Source organism: Janthinobacterium violaceinigrum (assembly GCF_009208555.1).
Lineage (GTDB): Bacteria > Pseudomonadota > Gammaproteobacteria > Burkholderiales > Burkholderiaceae_D > Janthinobacterium > Janthinobacterium violaceinigrum.
This window is the reverse complement of sequence record NZ_WFLI01000010.1, coordinates 192,139-206,853: the sequence shown is the minus strand read 5'-3', so window position 1 is coordinate 206,853 and position 14,715 is coordinate 192,139. Positions and strand designations below refer to the sequence as shown.

14 protein-coding genes and 2 tRNA genes are annotated in these 14,715 nt (G+C 66.1%); 12 read left to right on the top strand and 4 right to left on the bottom strand.

Going from position 1 to position 14,715, the window contains the following annotated elements:
- The coding region (locus tag GCN75_RS29920) for an SbcC/MukB-like Walker B domain-containing protein (protein WP_319633286.1) at window positions 1-1,594 on the top strand (1,594 nt) is incomplete at its 5' end.
- A 16-nt stretch (window positions 1,595-1,610) separates the two neighbouring features.
- Here the strand turns inward: GCN75_RS29920 and GCN75_RS29165 are convergent.
- Entirely contained in the window at window positions 1,611-1,778 is a 168-nt protein-coding gene (locus GCN75_RS29165) for a hypothetical protein (protein WP_193317067.1), read from the bottom strand.
- A gap of 178 nt (window positions 1,779-1,956) precedes the next feature.
- Between GCN75_RS29165 and GCN75_RS11565 the strand changes: the two genes are divergently transcribed.
- The 5 genes from GCN75_RS11565 to GCN75_RS11545 all read left to right on the top strand — a co-directional run bounded on the left by GCN75_RS11565 (window position 1,957) and on the right by GCN75_RS11545 (window position 4,751).
- Window positions 1,957-2,166 carry a hypothetical protein gene (locus GCN75_RS11565; protein ID WP_034755039.1) on the top strand — a complete coding sequence of 70 codons (210 nt, stop codon included), beginning with the start codon at window positions 1,957-1,959 and terminating at the stop codon, window positions 2,164-2,166.
- Between the two features lie 71 nt (window positions 2,167-2,237).
- A complete protein-coding gene (locus GCN75_RS11560; RefSeq protein ID WP_152282637.1) occupies window positions 2,238-3,116 on the top strand; it encodes a hypothetical protein in 879 nt (292 codons plus the stop codon).
- 59 nt (window positions 3,117-3,175) lie between these two features.
- On the top strand, window positions 3,176-4,354 hold the full coding sequence (locus GCN75_RS11555; protein ID WP_152282636.1) for a methyltransferase: 1,179 nt from the start codon (window positions 3,176-3,178) through the stop codon (window positions 4,352-4,354).
- A 101-nt stretch (window positions 4,355-4,455) separates the two neighbouring features.
- Window positions 4,456-4,532: transfer RNA gene (locus GCN75_RS11550), tRNA-Met, on the top strand.
- 142 nt (window positions 4,533-4,674) lie between these two features.
- A tRNA-Met gene (locus tag GCN75_RS11545) sits at window positions 4,675-4,751 on the top strand.
- Window positions 4,752-4,810: 59 nt separating this feature from the next.
- Here the strand turns inward: GCN75_RS11545 and GCN75_RS11540 are convergent.
- Window positions 4,811-5,428, bottom strand: a complete 618-nt coding sequence (locus tag GCN75_RS11540; protein ID WP_152282635.1) for a hypothetical protein — start codon at window positions 5,426-5,428, stop codon at window positions 4,811-4,813.
- A 271-nt stretch (window positions 5,429-5,699) separates the two neighbouring features.
- Between GCN75_RS11540 and GCN75_RS11535 the strand changes: the two genes are divergently transcribed.
- The 6 genes from GCN75_RS11535 to dbpA all read left to right on the top strand — a co-directional run bounded on the left by GCN75_RS11535 (window position 5,700) and on the right by dbpA (window position 13,599).
- On the top strand, window positions 5,700-6,218 hold the full coding sequence (locus GCN75_RS11535; protein ID WP_152282634.1) for a sigma-70 family RNA polymerase sigma factor: 519 nt from the start codon (window positions 5,700-5,702) through the stop codon (window positions 6,216-6,218).
- 1 nt (window position 6,219) lies between these two features.
- Window positions 6,220-7,242: a FecR domain-containing protein gene (locus tag GCN75_RS11530; RefSeq protein WP_152282633.1), complete on the top strand. Its 1,023-nt coding sequence runs from the start codon at window positions 6,220-6,222 to the stop codon at window positions 7,240-7,242.
- Window positions 7,243-7,401: 159 nt separating this feature from the next.
- Window positions 7,402-9,846 carry a TonB-dependent siderophore receptor gene (locus GCN75_RS11525; protein WP_226941299.1) on the top strand — a complete coding sequence of 815 codons (2,445 nt, stop codon included), beginning with the start codon at window positions 7,402-7,404 and terminating at the stop codon, window positions 9,844-9,846.
- A 75-nt stretch (window positions 9,847-9,921) separates the two neighbouring features.
- A complete protein-coding gene (locus GCN75_RS11520) occupies window positions 9,922-11,613 on the top strand; it encodes an acid phosphatase (RefSeq protein ID WP_405002803.1) in 1,692 nt (563 codons plus the stop codon).
- Between the two features lie 212 nt (window positions 11,614-11,825).
- Window positions 11,826-12,062 carry a hypothetical protein gene (locus GCN75_RS11515; RefSeq protein WP_152257135.1) on the top strand — a complete coding sequence of 79 codons (237 nt, stop codon included), beginning with the start codon at window positions 11,826-11,828 and terminating at the stop codon, window positions 12,060-12,062.
- A gap of 109 nt (window positions 12,063-12,171) precedes the next feature.
- Complete coding sequence (gene dbpA / locus GCN75_RS11510) at window positions 12,172-13,599, top strand: ATP-dependent RNA helicase DbpA (RefSeq protein ID WP_152282631.1); 1,428 nt, start codon at window positions 12,172-12,174, stop codon at window positions 13,597-13,599.
- On the opposite strand, the gene GCN75_RS11505 is transcribed toward dbpA, so the two are convergent.
- On the bottom strand, window positions 13,586-14,137 hold the full coding sequence (locus GCN75_RS11505; protein ID WP_152282630.1) for a hypothetical protein: 552 nt from the start codon (window positions 14,135-14,137) through the stop codon (window positions 13,586-13,588). The two genes, dbpA and GCN75_RS11505, sit on opposite strands and share 14 nt — an antisense overlap.
- A complete protein-coding gene (locus tag GCN75_RS11500; protein WP_152282629.1) occupies window positions 14,130-14,708 on the bottom strand; it encodes a hypothetical protein in 579 nt (192 codons plus the stop codon). The genes GCN75_RS11505 and GCN75_RS11500 overlap by 8 nt, the downstream gene beginning before the upstream one ends.
- Window positions 14,709-14,715: the final 7 nt, after the last annotated feature.

The following is a 14,715-nucleotide window of genomic DNA, read 5'->3' as shown; positions in this document are numbered from 1 at the left end:
GGGTTTCCGCGTGGGCGGCAAGATCGTGGCACGCAAGGTCGATGTGGGAGCCAGCGTGAAGAAGGGGCAAGTGCTGATGCAGCTCGATCCTGCCGACCTGCAGCTGTCGCAGGCCGCCGAAACGCAAACGCGGCTGGCGCAGTTGCAGGCGCAGCAGGCGGCCAGCCAGGACAAGGCGGAGACGTCGCGCAGCGCACTCGATGGCTTGCTGGCGCAGCTCGATGGGGCCTTTGCCGACACGGAAGGCGCCGAAGACTGGAAAGATGGCTGGCGCGCCGGCCCCGCCGCCTTCCGCGCGGCGCGCGAAACGGAAAGCCGGCAATGGCTGAAGCAGCACGCGGAGCAGGACAGCCGCAGCCACGCGCTGGCGACCCTGGCCGCGCAACTGGAGGCGGCCGGCGCGGCCGCGCACACGACGGCGCAACTGGCACTGGAGGCGCACACGGCATTTGCCGCCCTGGACGCGCAGCTGAAGGCGCTGCACGCGCAGCGCGCGGCGCTATGGGATGGCCAGCCCGTGGCCGACGTGGAACGCGCGCTGGCCGGCGCCATCGCGCAGGCAAAAGATCGGCTGGCGCAGCAGCAGGCGGCGGCGCAAGCGGCCGGTCAGGCGCGCGCGCGCCTCGACGAGGCATGCGCGCAAACGGCGCTGCGCCTGGACGCCTTGCGCCAGCAGGGCCACGACGCGGCGGCAGCGCTGGAGCACTGGCTGCGCCAGTTCCAGCTTGCCCATCCATCCCATGCGCCCGCCGACCTGGCCGGCTTGCGCGCGCACCTGGACGTCGCGCCGGAAGCCATGCGCGCGGAACGGGCCGCCCTGCAAGTCATCGCCGACCGCCACACGACGGCGCTCTCCGTGCTGGCCGAACGCCGGCAGCGGCATGCCGACCACCTGGAGCGGCCACCGGAAACGCTGGAAACGGACGAGGCCGTGCTGCAGGCCGCGCTCGACGCGCTTGGCGCCGAACGCCAGGCAGCGAACCAGGAAGCGACGCGCCTGCGCCTGGCCATCGCGCAGGACGATGCAAGGCGCCACAGCGCGCAAGCGATGCTGGCGCAAATCGAGGCGCAAGCCCTCGTCGAGCGGCGCTGGGCCAGCCTGAATGAACTGATCGGCTCAGCCGACGGCAAGAAATTTCGCAACTACGCACAGCAATTCACGCTGGAAGTGCTGCTCGGCTACGCCAACGCCCACTTGGCCCACCTGGCGCGCCGCTACCAGCTGGAACGCATCGACAACCCGAACAATCCATCGCTGGGCCTGATGGTGCGCGACCAGGACATGGGCGGCGAACTGCGCTCCGTGCACTCGCTGTCGGGCGGCGAATCGTTCCTCGTCTCGCTGGCCCTGGCGCTGGGCCTGGCCTCGCTGTCCTCGAACCGCGTGCGCGTGGAATCGCTGTTCATCGACGAAGGCTTCGGCAGCCTGGACACGGAAACCCTGCGCGTGGCCATGGATGCGCTCGACGGCTTGCAAGCGATGGGACGCAAGGTGGGCGTCATCTCGCACGTGCAGGAAATGACGGAACGCATCGCCACCCGTATCCTCGTGCAGCCGGGGTCCGGCGGCAAGAGCGTGGTGACGGTGCGCTAACGGCGTGGCAAAGGCGTCATCGAGGCAGCGGTTCGCGGCCCAGCCTGAGTAAATCCCAGCCCAGTTCGCGGCGGATCTGCTCGGGGTCGGGCGGCGGCCGGCGCTGTTCCAGTTCCGCTTTCAACCATTTCCTCACCAGCTCCTTGGCGGGCTGTGCTGGCTTTTCCTTGTCACGCTTGTCCATGGTGCTACCTCTTCAATGGCGGTCAGACGACCTCCTATATACGCTCAACGTCATGGCGCGGATTCAGTTGACGTCCGCGTGGCGCAGATGCAACAACGTGTAACGATGGCCGGAGTGCGTTAAAATCGCCGCCTTCGCATAGGCACCGCCTACGCCCCGCAACAGTTCAAGGAAACCCATGAAAGCCGCCCGCAGCCTCACCTTCAAGTGCGTAAAATGTCACAAATCCATGCAGGTCTACCTGCAGAAAGTCTCCGCCTGCTCGCATATCCAGCCTTACCAGGGCATTTGCGCATGCGGCGAACTCAAGCGTCACGCCACGGGCCAGGCCGATGCCGTCAAGTCCTACCTGGAATCGGCAGATGGTAGCTGGTCGCACCACCACTGATGGTTAAAGTATGGGCAGCGGATGTCGTTAATGACAGTACACAGCCCATATAGATCCGACTAGAACCGACCATGTCCCAGCTTCCCGCCCTCCTTTCCGGCTCGCGCCAGCCTGCCGCCACTACCGTGCCAGGGCAAACGCCGCAAAAAACGGGCGCCGGCACGGCCGGGCTCGCCGCTTCGCCCCTGATGCAGCGCACGGCGCAGGACGTGGTGGCCCTGTCGAAAAATGGCCTGGACCTGTCGGCCAAGGGGCTGGAACAGCGCACGGATACACTGGGCAACGCCACCGTCGACGTGGCGCAGGATTTTCTCTCCACCATGACGCGCCAGCTGTTCGGCGACGGCGCCAGCATCGCCTTCGATTCGGTCGACCTGCAGGCCGGCTCCAGCGTCAGCAGCGGAAGCGCCAGCGTCTCGGGCGCCAGCGGCAGCAGCCGCGCCGCCGCCTTCAGCCTCGATGAAAACGCGCATTTCATCGGCAAGGGCAAGATCACCACGGCCGATGGCCAGACCTTCGACTTCGAACTGGAAGTGCAATACCAGTCGAACATCAGCGCAGGCGTCCTTGAGCAAACGCAAGAAGCCGACGAAGAAGCCAGCTCCGCCGATGACGGCACCCTGCCCGCCAAAGAGTTGCCCGCCACGCACTTCGCAGGCAATCTGCACGACCTGTTCCAGTTGCTGGGCCAGCAATTACAAAGCAGCATCTTCAATGGCAATTCCACCGCCAGCCCATCCGATGGGGCCAGCGCCAGCGGCAAGGAAGGCGACCTGGCGGGCAGCCTGAGCTTGCGTCTGCTCAAGCTGGTGCAGCCGGACAGAAGCTTTGATGCCGCCGAGGCGGGCAAGAAAGCGCCAGCATCCACGCCGGAAGAGCAGGCGCGCGCCCGCGCGCTGGCACTGGCCTATGGCACGGACACCGCAAAGAGCACGGCCAGCGACGTATAATGGAAGACGGCCTGCGCAGGCGACCATGCCGCGCGCCCACCTTCTATCGATTGAGTCCCATGTCCGACACCTCTTCACCTACCGTTCATCCGCAGATCCACTGGAGCGAAAACGGCGCCGAACATTCGGCCCGCTGGCGTTCGGAAAGCGGCATGCCGCCGCCCAAGCGCGTCGTCATCGCCGACGACCGCACGACGGCCGACCAGGCCTACCGCCTGGCCTGCGAAGGCACCGCCATGCTGTGGCGCGGCGACTTCCAGAACGCGCGCCAGCTGCTGCAGGCGCTGGCGCGGCGCGCCGACCACAAGAATGACAAGCCCAGCAAGAAGGCCAAGGCCGCCAAGCTGGCAAAACCGGAACCCACCGCCACGGAAGCGTTCCACCTGCACCGCCAGGCCCAGTCGCAGCGCGCGCGCACCCTGGCCATGCTGCTGCTGCCTTTTGATGCCGATTACACGATCCCGCTGCGCCGCGCGCCGGACGTGAAACTGGCGTGCAATGAAGCGTATGGCCGTGGCGAAGACGCCTTCGTCGCTTCGCTGCGCGAGCTGCTGGGCCTGATCGGCGCGCACGAATGGCGCCGCACGGGCGTGGAACTGCCGGCCCTGGGCCAGCGCATCCATCCCCATTACGGCGTGTTCGCGCCCATCCGCGGCGAATACGTGGGCCTGGTGGCCGACGCGCCCCTGCCTGCGCGCGCCAGCCTGGCCTTCGACATCGGTACGGGCACGGGCGTGCTGGCCGCCGTGCTGGCGCAGCGCGGCGTCGCCCGCATCGTCGCCACCGACCAGGACCCGCGCGCCCTGTCCTGCGCGCGCGAAAACCTGGCCCGCCTCGACTTGCAGGACAAGGTCGACGTGGTGCAGGCCGACCTGTTTCCCGCCGGCCGCGCGCCGCTGGTCGTGTGCAATCCGCCATGGCTGCCCGCGCGCCCCAGCTCGCCCATCGAATACGCCGTCTACGATCCGGACAGCCGCATGCTGCGCGGCTTCCTCGCCGGCCTGGCCGGCCACCTGGAGCCAAACGGCGAAGGCTGGCTGATTTTATCGGACCTGGCCGAGCACCTGGGCCTGCGCCCGCGCGCGCAATTGCTCGAGTGGATAGCGCAGGCGGGCTTGAAGGTCGTCGACCGCCTGGACGTGAAACCCACGCACCCGCGCGCGCAGGACGCCACGGACAGCCTGCACGCGGCCCGCTCGAAGGAAGTCACGTCGCTGTGGCGCCTGGCCGCGGCCTGAAACGCAGCCAAAACCGGGACTTGAAAAGGGACTGGAGGGACTGGAAGCCGGGCGCAAGACACGGCCATTGCGCATTGCAGCAAACCCCGCTATAATTCGCCTGCGGGGTGGAGCAGTCTGGCAGCTCGTCGGGCTCATAACCCGAAGGTCACAGGTTCAAATCCTGTCCCCGCAACCAATACCGGAAAGCCGCTGATTCTTGCAAAAGATCAGCGGCTTTTTCCATTGCGTCGCGGTATATCCGTGGCCATCATGCAAGCCAAATCCCCTCAGTGGCGATCAGCTCTTTCGCAATGCAGCAAACTCATATATAATTCGCCTGCGGGGTGGAGCAGTCTGGCAGCTCGTCGGGCTCATAACCCGAAGGTCACAGGTTCAAATCCTGTCCCCGCAACCAATACTTGAAAGCCGCTGATACTTGCAAAAGATCAGCGGCTTTTTCATTGCTGGCAGCCTTTATGCGGCGGCGCTTGCCCTGATCTGCCTGGCCGCCGCATGCAGGCTGGCCGCTACCCGTTCCAGCTTGTCCGCTCCCGCCGTTTCCGCCAGGGCGGCAAACGCGCTGATATGAAACGTGGCCACCATGGCTGGCGAAACATCGAGCTCGAGCGCCGTCGTGCTCAATGCCGTCGACGCTTCAAGATATGGCTCGCTGCCCGCCTCGAAGGCCTGCTTGGTTTCCAGTAATTCCTGGCCGCCCTCCGCCTTGGCCAGGCAGTCATCGACCTTTTGCTGGAAAGCGGGCAAGGTATCGCGCGCGGGCCCGGCGTCCGGCGCCGCTTCAGGCTCCGCTGCTTCTGGCGCGGGCGCAGCAGCCATTGCGACCGGCGCCTTGTTGCCCATGTCGCGCATCGTCAGCCAGCGCTCGACGGCGAGGAAATCGGCAAACGGCTCCGCCACCTTGGGATTCATCAGCCAGACCTCGCCCGTGCGCCAGTCGATCCGGGCACCGCGCTCATTTCTCGCCAACAAAATATCCTTGCCGCCATCGGCATTCGACACCCGGCCGATGTCGAGCCAGTTCATCACTTCCGCCTGGCGCGACATCGCGTTCACCCGGTGAAAGTAGGCCAACCATAAGAATCTGGCGACCAGGAGAACCAGGGCACCGCCAACCATCCACATCATTTTTCGCTCCGCGCCACATCGACAGCCCGCATTTTCTCACATGAAAGCTTGCGCCAAGGAAACTTTTACATCTGCCGTGCGGCAGCGCAAATCCGCCACCGCGCGCGGCCCCGTGCACAGTCGCATTTCAGCAACGCCCCATTTTCCCGGTTGCCTGGCGTGCAGCGCTGCGCTATTATGAGAACAATTCTCATTTAGATTAAGGCGTCCTGTACGCATGCTGTCCGCCCCTTCCCCGCCGTCCGATTTCCAGGCCCTGTATGCCGAGCACCACTCGTGGCTGCTGCACTGGCTGAAGCGCCGCCTGCACGATGCGGGGCTGGCCGGCGACCTGGCGCAGGATACCTTCATCAAGATCTTCGTTGCGCGCAGCAGTGCCGGGATCGCCCAGCCGCGTCCGTTCCTGGCCACCATCGCCAAGCGCCTGCTGGCCAATCATTGCCGGCGCGAGGAGCTCGAACGGGCCTACCTCGACGCGCTGCTGCATCAACCGCAAGGCTGCACGCCCTCGCCGGAAGCGATGTCCATCGTGCTCGAATCGCTGCAGCTGATCGACCGCGCGCTGGACAAGCTTTCCGCCAAGGCCAAGGCCGCCTTCCTGCTGGCCCACCTGGACGGCATGAGCTACGCCGACATCGCCGCCGAACTGGGCACCACCACGCACTCCGTCAAAAAATACCTGAGCAAGGCCAATCTGCTGTGCTTTTTTGCCGTGCCCGATTTTGCCGCCCCCTGAGATGCGGGGCGCCACCGTCTACGCCCAGGGCCGGCCCATCGACCTGGCCATCGCCATGCAGGCCGCCGAATGGCTGACCACCCTGATGAGCGGCGTCGCCACGCCGGCGGAAAAAACGGCCTGGCAAGAATGGCGCCGGGCGCATCCCGACCATGAACGGGCGTGGCAGCACATCGAAAGCGTCAGCGGCGGCTTGCGCGAACTCGATGCCCAGGCCAGCCGCAAGGCGCTGCTGCCAGGCCCCAATGTGCGTTCCCGCCCTGCCTCGCCCCTCTCGCGCCGCAACAGCCTGCAGCTGCTGGCGTGGATTTCCACAATCGGCATCACGGGCTGGTTCGGCGCGCGTTCGCCCTACGCGCCCGACTTTGCCCGCGCCGCGCTGGCCGACCTGTCCACGGGCGTGGGCGAGCGCCGCGAACTGACCCTGCCCGACGGCAGCCAGCTGCACCTGAACAGCGGCAGCGCCGTGAACGTCCGCTTCAGCGGCACGCAGCGTCTGCTGCAGCTGGTGCAGGGCGAAGTATTCATCGCCACCGCCCGCGAAGCGGGCCTGCCCTACCGCCCCTTCCTCGTCGAAACGGCGCAAGGCCACGCGCAGGCGCTGGGCACGCGCTACTCGGTACGCCAGGCGGATGGCAGCACCCAGGTCGCCGTCGAAGAAGGCGCCGTCCGGCTGCTGCCGCGCCACGGAGACGCCAGCCTGGTCCTCCAGGCGGGCCAGGGCGGCGGCATGACGGCGCAGCAGCTGCTGCCCGCGCATGCCGTCTCGCCCGACATCTGGGCCTGGCGCCAGGGACTGCTGCTGGCCGACGCCATGCCGCTGCGCGACTTCCTGCATGAACTGAGCCGCCACCGCCACGGCTTGCTGGGCTGCGACGACGCCGTCGCCGCGCTGCGCATTTCCGGCGTCTTCCCGCTGGCCGACCTGGACGCCGTGCTGCTGTCGCTGCCCAATTCCCTGCCCGTCGACGTGCGCCTGCGCACGCGCTACTGGGTGCAGGTGGAAGCGCGCCAGAAGCGCTGAGCATTTATTTTGAGTCCGCCGCAAAAAAAACTTACCCGTTTCCGCTTCTCGCGTGACCTGTGTAGGCAACGTTCTTTTTGACGACTACACCACAAGGTAACCATGTCTCCAGTTCTGTCTTCCCGGTCCCGGCCGCGCATCAAGCGCATGGCGCATGCCATGCAACTCGTCTTCATCGGTTCGGCCCTGCTGCTGAACGTTCAGGCGCCAGCCCTGGCGCAGGAAAGGGCGGCAGCGCCAGCGGCCAGCCAGGACTTCCAGGTGCCGGCCGGCGACCTGGCAGCGGCGCTGCGCCAGGTCGCCGGCCAGTCCAGGGTCATCCTCAGCTTCACGCCGGAGCAAACGCAGGGCAAGACATCCGCGGGCCTGACGGGCCGCCACGACGTGCTGGCCGCCCTGAACGGCGTGCTGCGCGGCACGGGCCTGAAGGCCGAGCGCAGCGCTAATGGCAGCTACGTGCTGCGCCCGGCCGATGCGGCGACGGGCGGCGAGGCGCTGTCGATGATGCCGGAAGTGTCGGTCAAGGCGCTGCAGGATGCGACCGAAGGCTCGGGCGCGTACGTCTCGCCCCTGCCGATCGCCACGGCCACGCCGCTGGGCCTGTCCATCCGGGAAACGCCGCAGTCGGTCAGCGTCATCACGCAGCAGCGCATGCAGGACCAGGGCTTGAACACCATCGCGCAAGTGATGGCGCAGACACCGGGCATCACCCTGTTCTCGCTGGGCAGCGAACGCTCCGGCTTTACCTCGCGCGGCTATGCGATCACCAACTACCAGCTCGATGGCGTCAACACGCACTCGGAAAACCTGGGTCTCAATGCGATACCGTCGCAAAGCCTGGCCGACATGGCGCTGTACGACCGCATCGAAGTGCTGCGCGGCGCCTCGGGCCTGATGACGGGCGCGGGCGACGCCTCGGGCGCCATCAATATGGTGCGCAAGAAGCCGACGGCGCAGTTCCAGGCCTCCGTCGAAGGTGAACTGGCTTCCCGCGACGAGCGGCGCGGCGTGGCGGACACTTCCAGCCCGCTGAACGAGGCAGGCAGCTTGCGCGGCCGCCTGGTCACGCTGTACGAGGAAGCCGACAGCATCATCGACAGCTATAGCCGCGACAAGAAAGTGGTGTATGGCGTGATCGAAGCGGACCTGTCGGCCGCGACGAAACTGACGGCCGGCGTGACGCACCAGCGCAACCGCTCGAAGGGGTCGCTGTCCTACCTGGGCTTCCCCCTGTTCTACAGCAATGGCGCAATGACGGACCTGCCCCGCTCCTTCAGCCCGGCCGCCAGATCGAACCGCTTCGGCAGCAATTCGACCGACGTCTTCGCCACCCTGGAACACGCGCTGGCGAACGACTGGAAGCTGAAAATCTCGGCCAACCGCGTGCAGTCGTCGCAGGAAGAGCGCGCCGTCTACATGAGCGTGAGCAGCGCCTTTCCCGACCAGGCTACGGGCGATGGCTTGATGCTGAACGGCGACTACCGCGATTACCGGCTCAAGGTCAACAGCGTGGACGTCAATGTGCGCGGTCCGTTCAGCGCCTTCGGCCGCCAGCACGAACTGGTGCTGGGCATGGACTACAACGACTTCCAAAGCACGACGGATGGCCGCTTCGACAAGGACATCCAGCAGACCCCCGTCAACCTGTACAGCTGGAATCGCATCGCGGCACCCGTGTTTGGCGATACCTTCGTTACCTACGACAGTACGCGCCGCCAGGCCAGCGCCTATGCCGCCACGCGCCTGAACCTGTCCGAACGCCTGAAACTGATCGCCGGCGCCAAGGTGCTGCGCTACAGCGAGAACTACATCTCGGATGCGCCTGCCGTATCATTTTATGGCGAGTCCCCGGCGTCGGAAAGCCGCGTCTTTACGCCGTATGGCGGCCTGGTGTTCAACCTCGACGCCACGCACAGCCTCTACGCCAGCTATTCATCCATCTACCAGCCGCAGGCCGCGCAAGACCGCTATGGCAAGCTGCTGGCGCCGCGCGCGGGCAAGACCTACGAAGCGGGCATCAAGAGCGGCTGGCTCGATGGCCGCCTGAACACCTCGGCCGCGCTGTACCAGATCCGCCAGAGCAACCTGGCCGAATCGGACCCCGGCTACACCGTGCCGGGCACGAACAATCCCGCCAACCGCACCATCAAGGGCGCCAGGACGCAGGGCGTGGACCTGGAAGCGACGGGCGCCCTCACGCCGGACTGGAACATATCGGCATCGTGGTCGTACAGCCAGACGGAAGACAATACGGGCAAGGCGATCCAGACCACCTTCCCGCGCCACCTGGTGAAACTGTGGACCACTTACCGCCTGCCCGGCGAGCTGCATCGCCTGACGGTGGGCGGCGGCATGAACTGGCAAAGCCGCGTGTATTCGGACATCGATGCGTGGCAGATCGAGCGCACCCTGCACTGGGAACAGAAGGCCTACTCGGTGGCCAGCCTGATGGCGCGCTACGACGTCAGCGACAAGCTGTCGGCGACCGTCAACGTGGCCAACCTGTTCGACAAGAAGTACACGGCCTCGGTATCGGACTGGTGGTACTCGGGCATGCATGGCCCCGCCCGCAAGGTGGCCTTGAGCGCGCGCTACCAGTTCTGATGCGCTGAACGGGGGCGAATATTTCACACTATCGAGGGGCCGGTGATACAATTTTCCGCTTCACGGGCACAGACCATGGCCCGTGCCACCCAAGGAGAATGTGTGAAGGACCTCGCCCCCGCCCTGCCAGCCGATCCGGCCGACCAACCCGCCAATCCCTCGCGCCGGCGCATTTTCCAGGCCGCTTCCGCAGTCGGCCTGGCCGCCAGCCTGCCCGCGCTGGCCGACGCCGCGCCAGCCAGGAAGACCATCGCCAAGGGTTCGCTCGACGCGAAACTCAAGGCGCACGTCAAGAACGTGGTCGTGATCTACCTGGAAAACCGCAGCTTCAACAACCTGTTTGCCAATTTCCCCGGCACCAGCGCGCCCCTGTCCGCCGTCACGGCAGAACAGGCGCAGCAGCTGGACCGCGACGGCAAGCCGCTGGCCACCCTGCCGAAGATCTGGGGCGGCCTCGTGCCGAACCAGCAGAATATCGGCGGCATCGATTACCTGATCAAGGAAGACCAGATTTCCGGCCTGCCCAACGCGCCCTACAAATTGAGCGACGCGGCCGGCAAGCCCCTGCCCGAGAGCATCATCACGCGCGACCTCGTGCACCGCTTCTATAACAACCAGATGCAGATCAACGGCGGCAAGAACGACGGCTTTGCCGCGTGGGCCGACAGCGGCGGCCTGGTGATGGGCCACTACGGCGAAACGTCGAAAAACCTGAACCTGTGGCAGATCGCCGAGCAGTACACCCTGTGCGACAACTTCTTCATGGCAGCCTTCGGCGGCTCCTACATGAACCACCAGTTCCTGGTGACGGGCCGCGCCAACGAATACTTCAACGCGTCCGAGACGGCGGCGAAGAAAAAGATCGCCGTGCTGTCCGACGGCCCGCAAGGCGTGCGCCTGGCCATCGCGCCCGACTGCCCCGCCTCGGCGCTGGACGGCAAGCCGAAATACGTGAACGACGGCGCCCTCACGCCGGACGGCTATGCCGTCAACACCATGGCGCCGCCATATCAGCCGAGCTACATCCGCCCTGCCTTTGACGGCGACCCGCTGCACGCCGACCCGGCCGACGCGAATACGCTGCCGCCGCAAACCTATGACACGATCGGCGACCTGCTGTCGCGCAAGGGCGTCAGCTGGGCGTGGTATGGCGGCGGCTGGCAAGCGGCGCTCGACCACAAGGGCGGCGGCAGCAAGCCGAACTTCCAGTTCCACCACCAGCCGCTCAATTACTTCAAGCAGTTCGCCCCCGGCACGGCGGCGCGCGCCGAGCACCTGCGCGACGGCGGCACGGGCGACAGCCCGATCTCGAACAAATTCCTCGCTGCCGCCGTGGCGGGCAAGCTGCCGGCCGTGACCTTCTACAAGCCGCAGGGCAACCTGAACCTGCACGCGGGCTACTCGGATATCGAGTCGGGCGACCAGCACGTGGCCAACATCATCCAGCATCTGAAGGAATCGCCGCAGTGGAAGGACATGATCGTGGTGATCACGTTCGACGAAAACGGCGGCTGGTGGGACCACGTGGCGCCGCCCAAGGGCGACCGCTGGGGCCCGGGCACGCGCATTCCCGCCATCGTCGTCTCGCCGTACGCGAAAAAAGGCGCCGTCGACCACAGTTTCTACGACACGACGTCGATCCTGCGCCTGATCACGCGCCTGCACGACCTGCCGCTGCTTGAAGGCTTGAAGGTGCGCAATGACGCGTTCGCGGCCCGTGGCGCGCTGCCGCCGGGCGACCTGACGGGTGCGCTGAGCTTCCGCTAAGCCCCACACAGTGCGGCACGCCTGTGATACACTGCGTGCCGCACTTAAATCCGCAGGACAAGTTTTCCTGCAGGTTATCCCAACAATGAGCCCGACTCCAGTAGCCGGGCTTTTGTTTTGTGGACGAAGCGTGCAGAGTATTCACACAGCGGACAGCTTTTTGCCCGCTCCCCGGCGCCGGGTTTTCGCGGCCGGGGACCAGAGGTTCAGAAATGAGAGATAAAAAAGACAACGCCACCATCGACTTGCCCGGCTTCGGCCCGCCGCCAGCGCCCGAGGCGCCCGAGCCGGCGCCGGAACCGCAGCGCCGCGTGCGCGCGCGCAAGGTGGCCTTGAAGCAGGTGCAGCTCGAATTGCTGGAGCCGACCGATGCCACGGGCTTGCCCGTGTGGACGCGCGACGCCGGCCTCGACCTGACCGGCCTGCCCATCTGGGCGCCTGACAATTAGCACCCCATGCCGGCGGCCGTTTGCCGCCAGCTTCCACACCACCATCCGCACAAGGGCGTAATGCCTGTAGACTGTGCCCATCCACCGCTTTTTACCGGCTCCGCCCCCTATGAACACCACCACTGACACCACCAATTCCTTTGCCAGCCTGCCGCTGACGCCCGCCTTCCTGGCCAATCTGGACTCGCTCGGCTACCACGAAATGACCACCATCCAGGCGCAAAGCCTGCCGGCGGTGCTCGATGGCCGCGACCTGATCGCCCAGGCGAAAACGGGCAGCGGCAAGACCGCCGCCTTCGGCATCGGCATCCTGCACAAGCTCAATCCGGCCTGGTTTGCCGTGCAAGGCCTGGTGCTGTGCCCCACCCGCGAACTGGCTGACCAGGTGGCCAATGAATTGCGCCGCCTGGCCCGCGCGGCCGGCAACATCAAGATCCTGACCCTGACGGGCGGTGCGCCCATGCGCCCGCAAATCGCCTCGCTGGAACACGGCGCCCACATCGTCGTGGGCACACCGGGCCGCCTGCGCGACCACCTGGGCCGCGGCACCATCAACCTGAACCACGTGCAGACCCTGGTACTCGATGAAGCGGACCGCATGACGGACATGGGCTTTTACGAGGAAATCGCCGGCATCGTCAGCGCCTGCCCTGTGCGCCGCCAGACCTTGCTGTTCTCGGCCACGTATCCGGAAGACATCCGCCGCGCCACGGCGTCGTTCCTCGTCAATCCGCTGGAAGTGACGGTCGAAGCGCAGCACGACAACGACAAGATCAAACAGCGCTTCTATGAAATCGGCTTCGACGAGCGCAACAGCGCCGTCGGCAAGCTGCTGAAGCACTTCAAGCCGGAATCGACCCTGGCCTTCTGCAACACCAAGGTGCATTGCCGCGAACTGGCCGAAGAACTGCGCCAGCAAGGCTTTTCCGCGCTGGCCCTGTACGGAGAGCTGGAACAGCGCGAGCGCGATGAAATCCTGGTGCTGTTCGCCAACCGCAGCTGCTCCGTGCTGGTGGCCACCGACGTGGCCGCGCGCGGCCTCGATATTTCCGACCTGGGCGCCGTGATCAACGTCGACGTCTCGAAGGACACGGAAGTGCACATCCACCGCATCGGCCGCACGGGCCGCGGCAGCAAGAAGGGCCTGGCCCTGTCGCTGTGCGCGCCGAACGAGAAAAAATGGGTGAAGCTGATCGAGCAGTACCAGAACAGCGCCGCCGAATGGCACGAACTGAAGGAACTGGACGAGGACGATGGCGCCGAAGCGCTGCCGGCGCCCATGGTCACCCTGTGCATCATGGGCGGCAAGAAGGACAAGCTGCGCCCGGGCGATCTGCTGGGCGCGCTGACGGGCGATGCGGGCCTGAACAAGGAACAGGTGGGCAAGATCAACGTGTTCGAGTTCATGACCTACGTGGCGCTCGACCGCAAGGTGGCCGAAGCGGCCTTCAAGCGCCTGAATGCGGGTAATACCCTGGGCCGCGACTTCGGCAACATCAAGGGCCGCAGCTTCAAGATGCGCTTTATCGAAGCGTAAGATCCTGCAAGCCGCGCAGGGCCGCCATGGCCCTGCGCCCCGGATAATCGTCCCACACGGGATAGCGATGGCGGTAGTAGCAGCTCCAGTAGCTGACGGTGCGCCGCTCCAGGGTGGCCACATACGCGGGATTCTCCCGCAGGTAGCGCGCCAGCGCCTGCGCATTCCAGGCCGGCAGCGCCGCGCCGATTCTCTCCACGATCTCCAGCACATATTCGCCGCACAGGTGCACGACGAACGGCGCCATCCAGGCCCGCTGCTGCAGCAACAGCTGCGCCACGCAGTGTTCACGCAGGTGGCCGTCATGATGGCGCGTGCCCAGGCACAGGGCGATCGCGCCCGCGTCGCCGGGCAGCTGCGCGCAGGCCAGCAGCTGCTCGCGGCGGTAATAGGTGCGCACGGGGATGCGCAGCAGCCGGCCATCCTGCAGCACCTCAAACGGCGCCGACGGCGCGTGCAGCTGGCCATCGGACAGCGCAGGCAGCAGCTGCGCCACGGTGCCGGCCCATGCCGCCGGAAAGGCGTCCGCTTCAGCCATCGCGCCCCTCCTGGCACACCTTGCGCACGCCCAGCGCGGGCATATCCACCTTTTCAAAGATCACGTTCGAATACCATGCGGCAGGATCGCCTTCCGTGGGTTTGCCCAGCGAGATGTAGAAGCCGCCATGCGTGAACAGGGCCGTGGTTTCCTTGCCCGGCGTCGCACCTTGCAGGAAGGCGGGCCAGGCCGCCTTGTCGACTTGATTGAAGCGCGCGGCCAGCAGCGCCAGCAAGCGCGCGTGCGAGTCCGGCGCATACGGGAACAGATACAGGTATTCGACCAGTTCGCCGCCATCGGCCAGGCGCGTGACGGCAGCCGTCGCCGCCTCCACGGCTTCCGTGCCGGCACCGAAGCGGCACAGCACTCCGCCGCTGTAGGCGAAGTCGATGACCGTCCTCGGCGCGCACGCCTGCACTTCCCGGTCGATGCCGGCGGGCGGCAGCGCGCGCACTTGCGCCAGCAGCGCCTCGCCGGACGCGGCCAGCGCGGGAAAGCCGGGACACGCCCTGGCCGCCTGTACGGACGGGAAAACAAGACAACAACTGAGCAACAGCACACCACGCTTCACGGCATCT

Excerpts from the sequence above, each read along its gene's own strand:
- GCN75_RS29165 (WP_193317067.1), bottom strand. The coding sequence starts at position 1,778 with ATGGACAAGCGTGACAAGGAAAAGCCAGCACAGCCCGCCAAGGAGCTG.
- GCN75_RS11565 (WP_034755039.1), top strand. The coding sequence starts at position 1,957 with ATGAAAGCCGCCCGCAGCCTCACCTTCAAGTGCGTAAAATGTCACAAA.
- GCN75_RS11560 (WP_152282637.1), top strand. The coding sequence starts at position 2,238 with ATGTCCCAGCTTCCCGCCCTCCTTTCCGGCTCGCGCCAGCCTGCCGCC.
- GCN75_RS11555 (WP_152282636.1), top strand. The coding sequence starts at position 3,176 with ATGTCCGACACCTCTTCACCTACCGTTCATCCGCAGATCCACTGGAGC.
- GCN75_RS11535 (WP_152282634.1), top strand. The coding sequence starts at position 5,700 with ATGCTGTCCGCCCCTTCCCCGCCGTCCGATTTCCAGGCCCTGTATGCC.
- GCN75_RS11530 (WP_152282633.1), top strand. The coding sequence starts at position 6,220 with ATGCGGGGCGCCACCGTCTACGCCCAGGGCCGGCCCATCGACCTGGCC.
- GCN75_RS11525 (WP_226941299.1), top strand. The coding sequence starts at position 7,402 with ATGCAACTCGTCTTCATCGGTTCGGCCCTGCTGCTGAACGTTCAGGCG.
- GCN75_RS11520 (WP_405002803.1), top strand. The coding sequence starts at position 9,922 with ATGGCCCGTGCCACCCAAGGAGAATGTGTGAAGGACCTCGCCCCCGCC.
- GCN75_RS11515 (WP_152257135.1), top strand. The coding sequence starts at position 11,826 with ATGAGAGATAAAAAAGACAACGCCACCATCGACTTGCCCGGCTTCGGC.
- dbpA (WP_152282631.1), top strand. The coding sequence starts at position 12,172 with ATGAACACCACCACTGACACCACCAATTCCTTTGCCAGCCTGCCGCTG.
- GCN75_RS11505 (WP_152282630.1), bottom strand. The coding sequence starts at position 14,137 with ATGGCTGAAGCGGACGCCTTTCCGGCGGCATGGGCCGGCACCGTGGCG.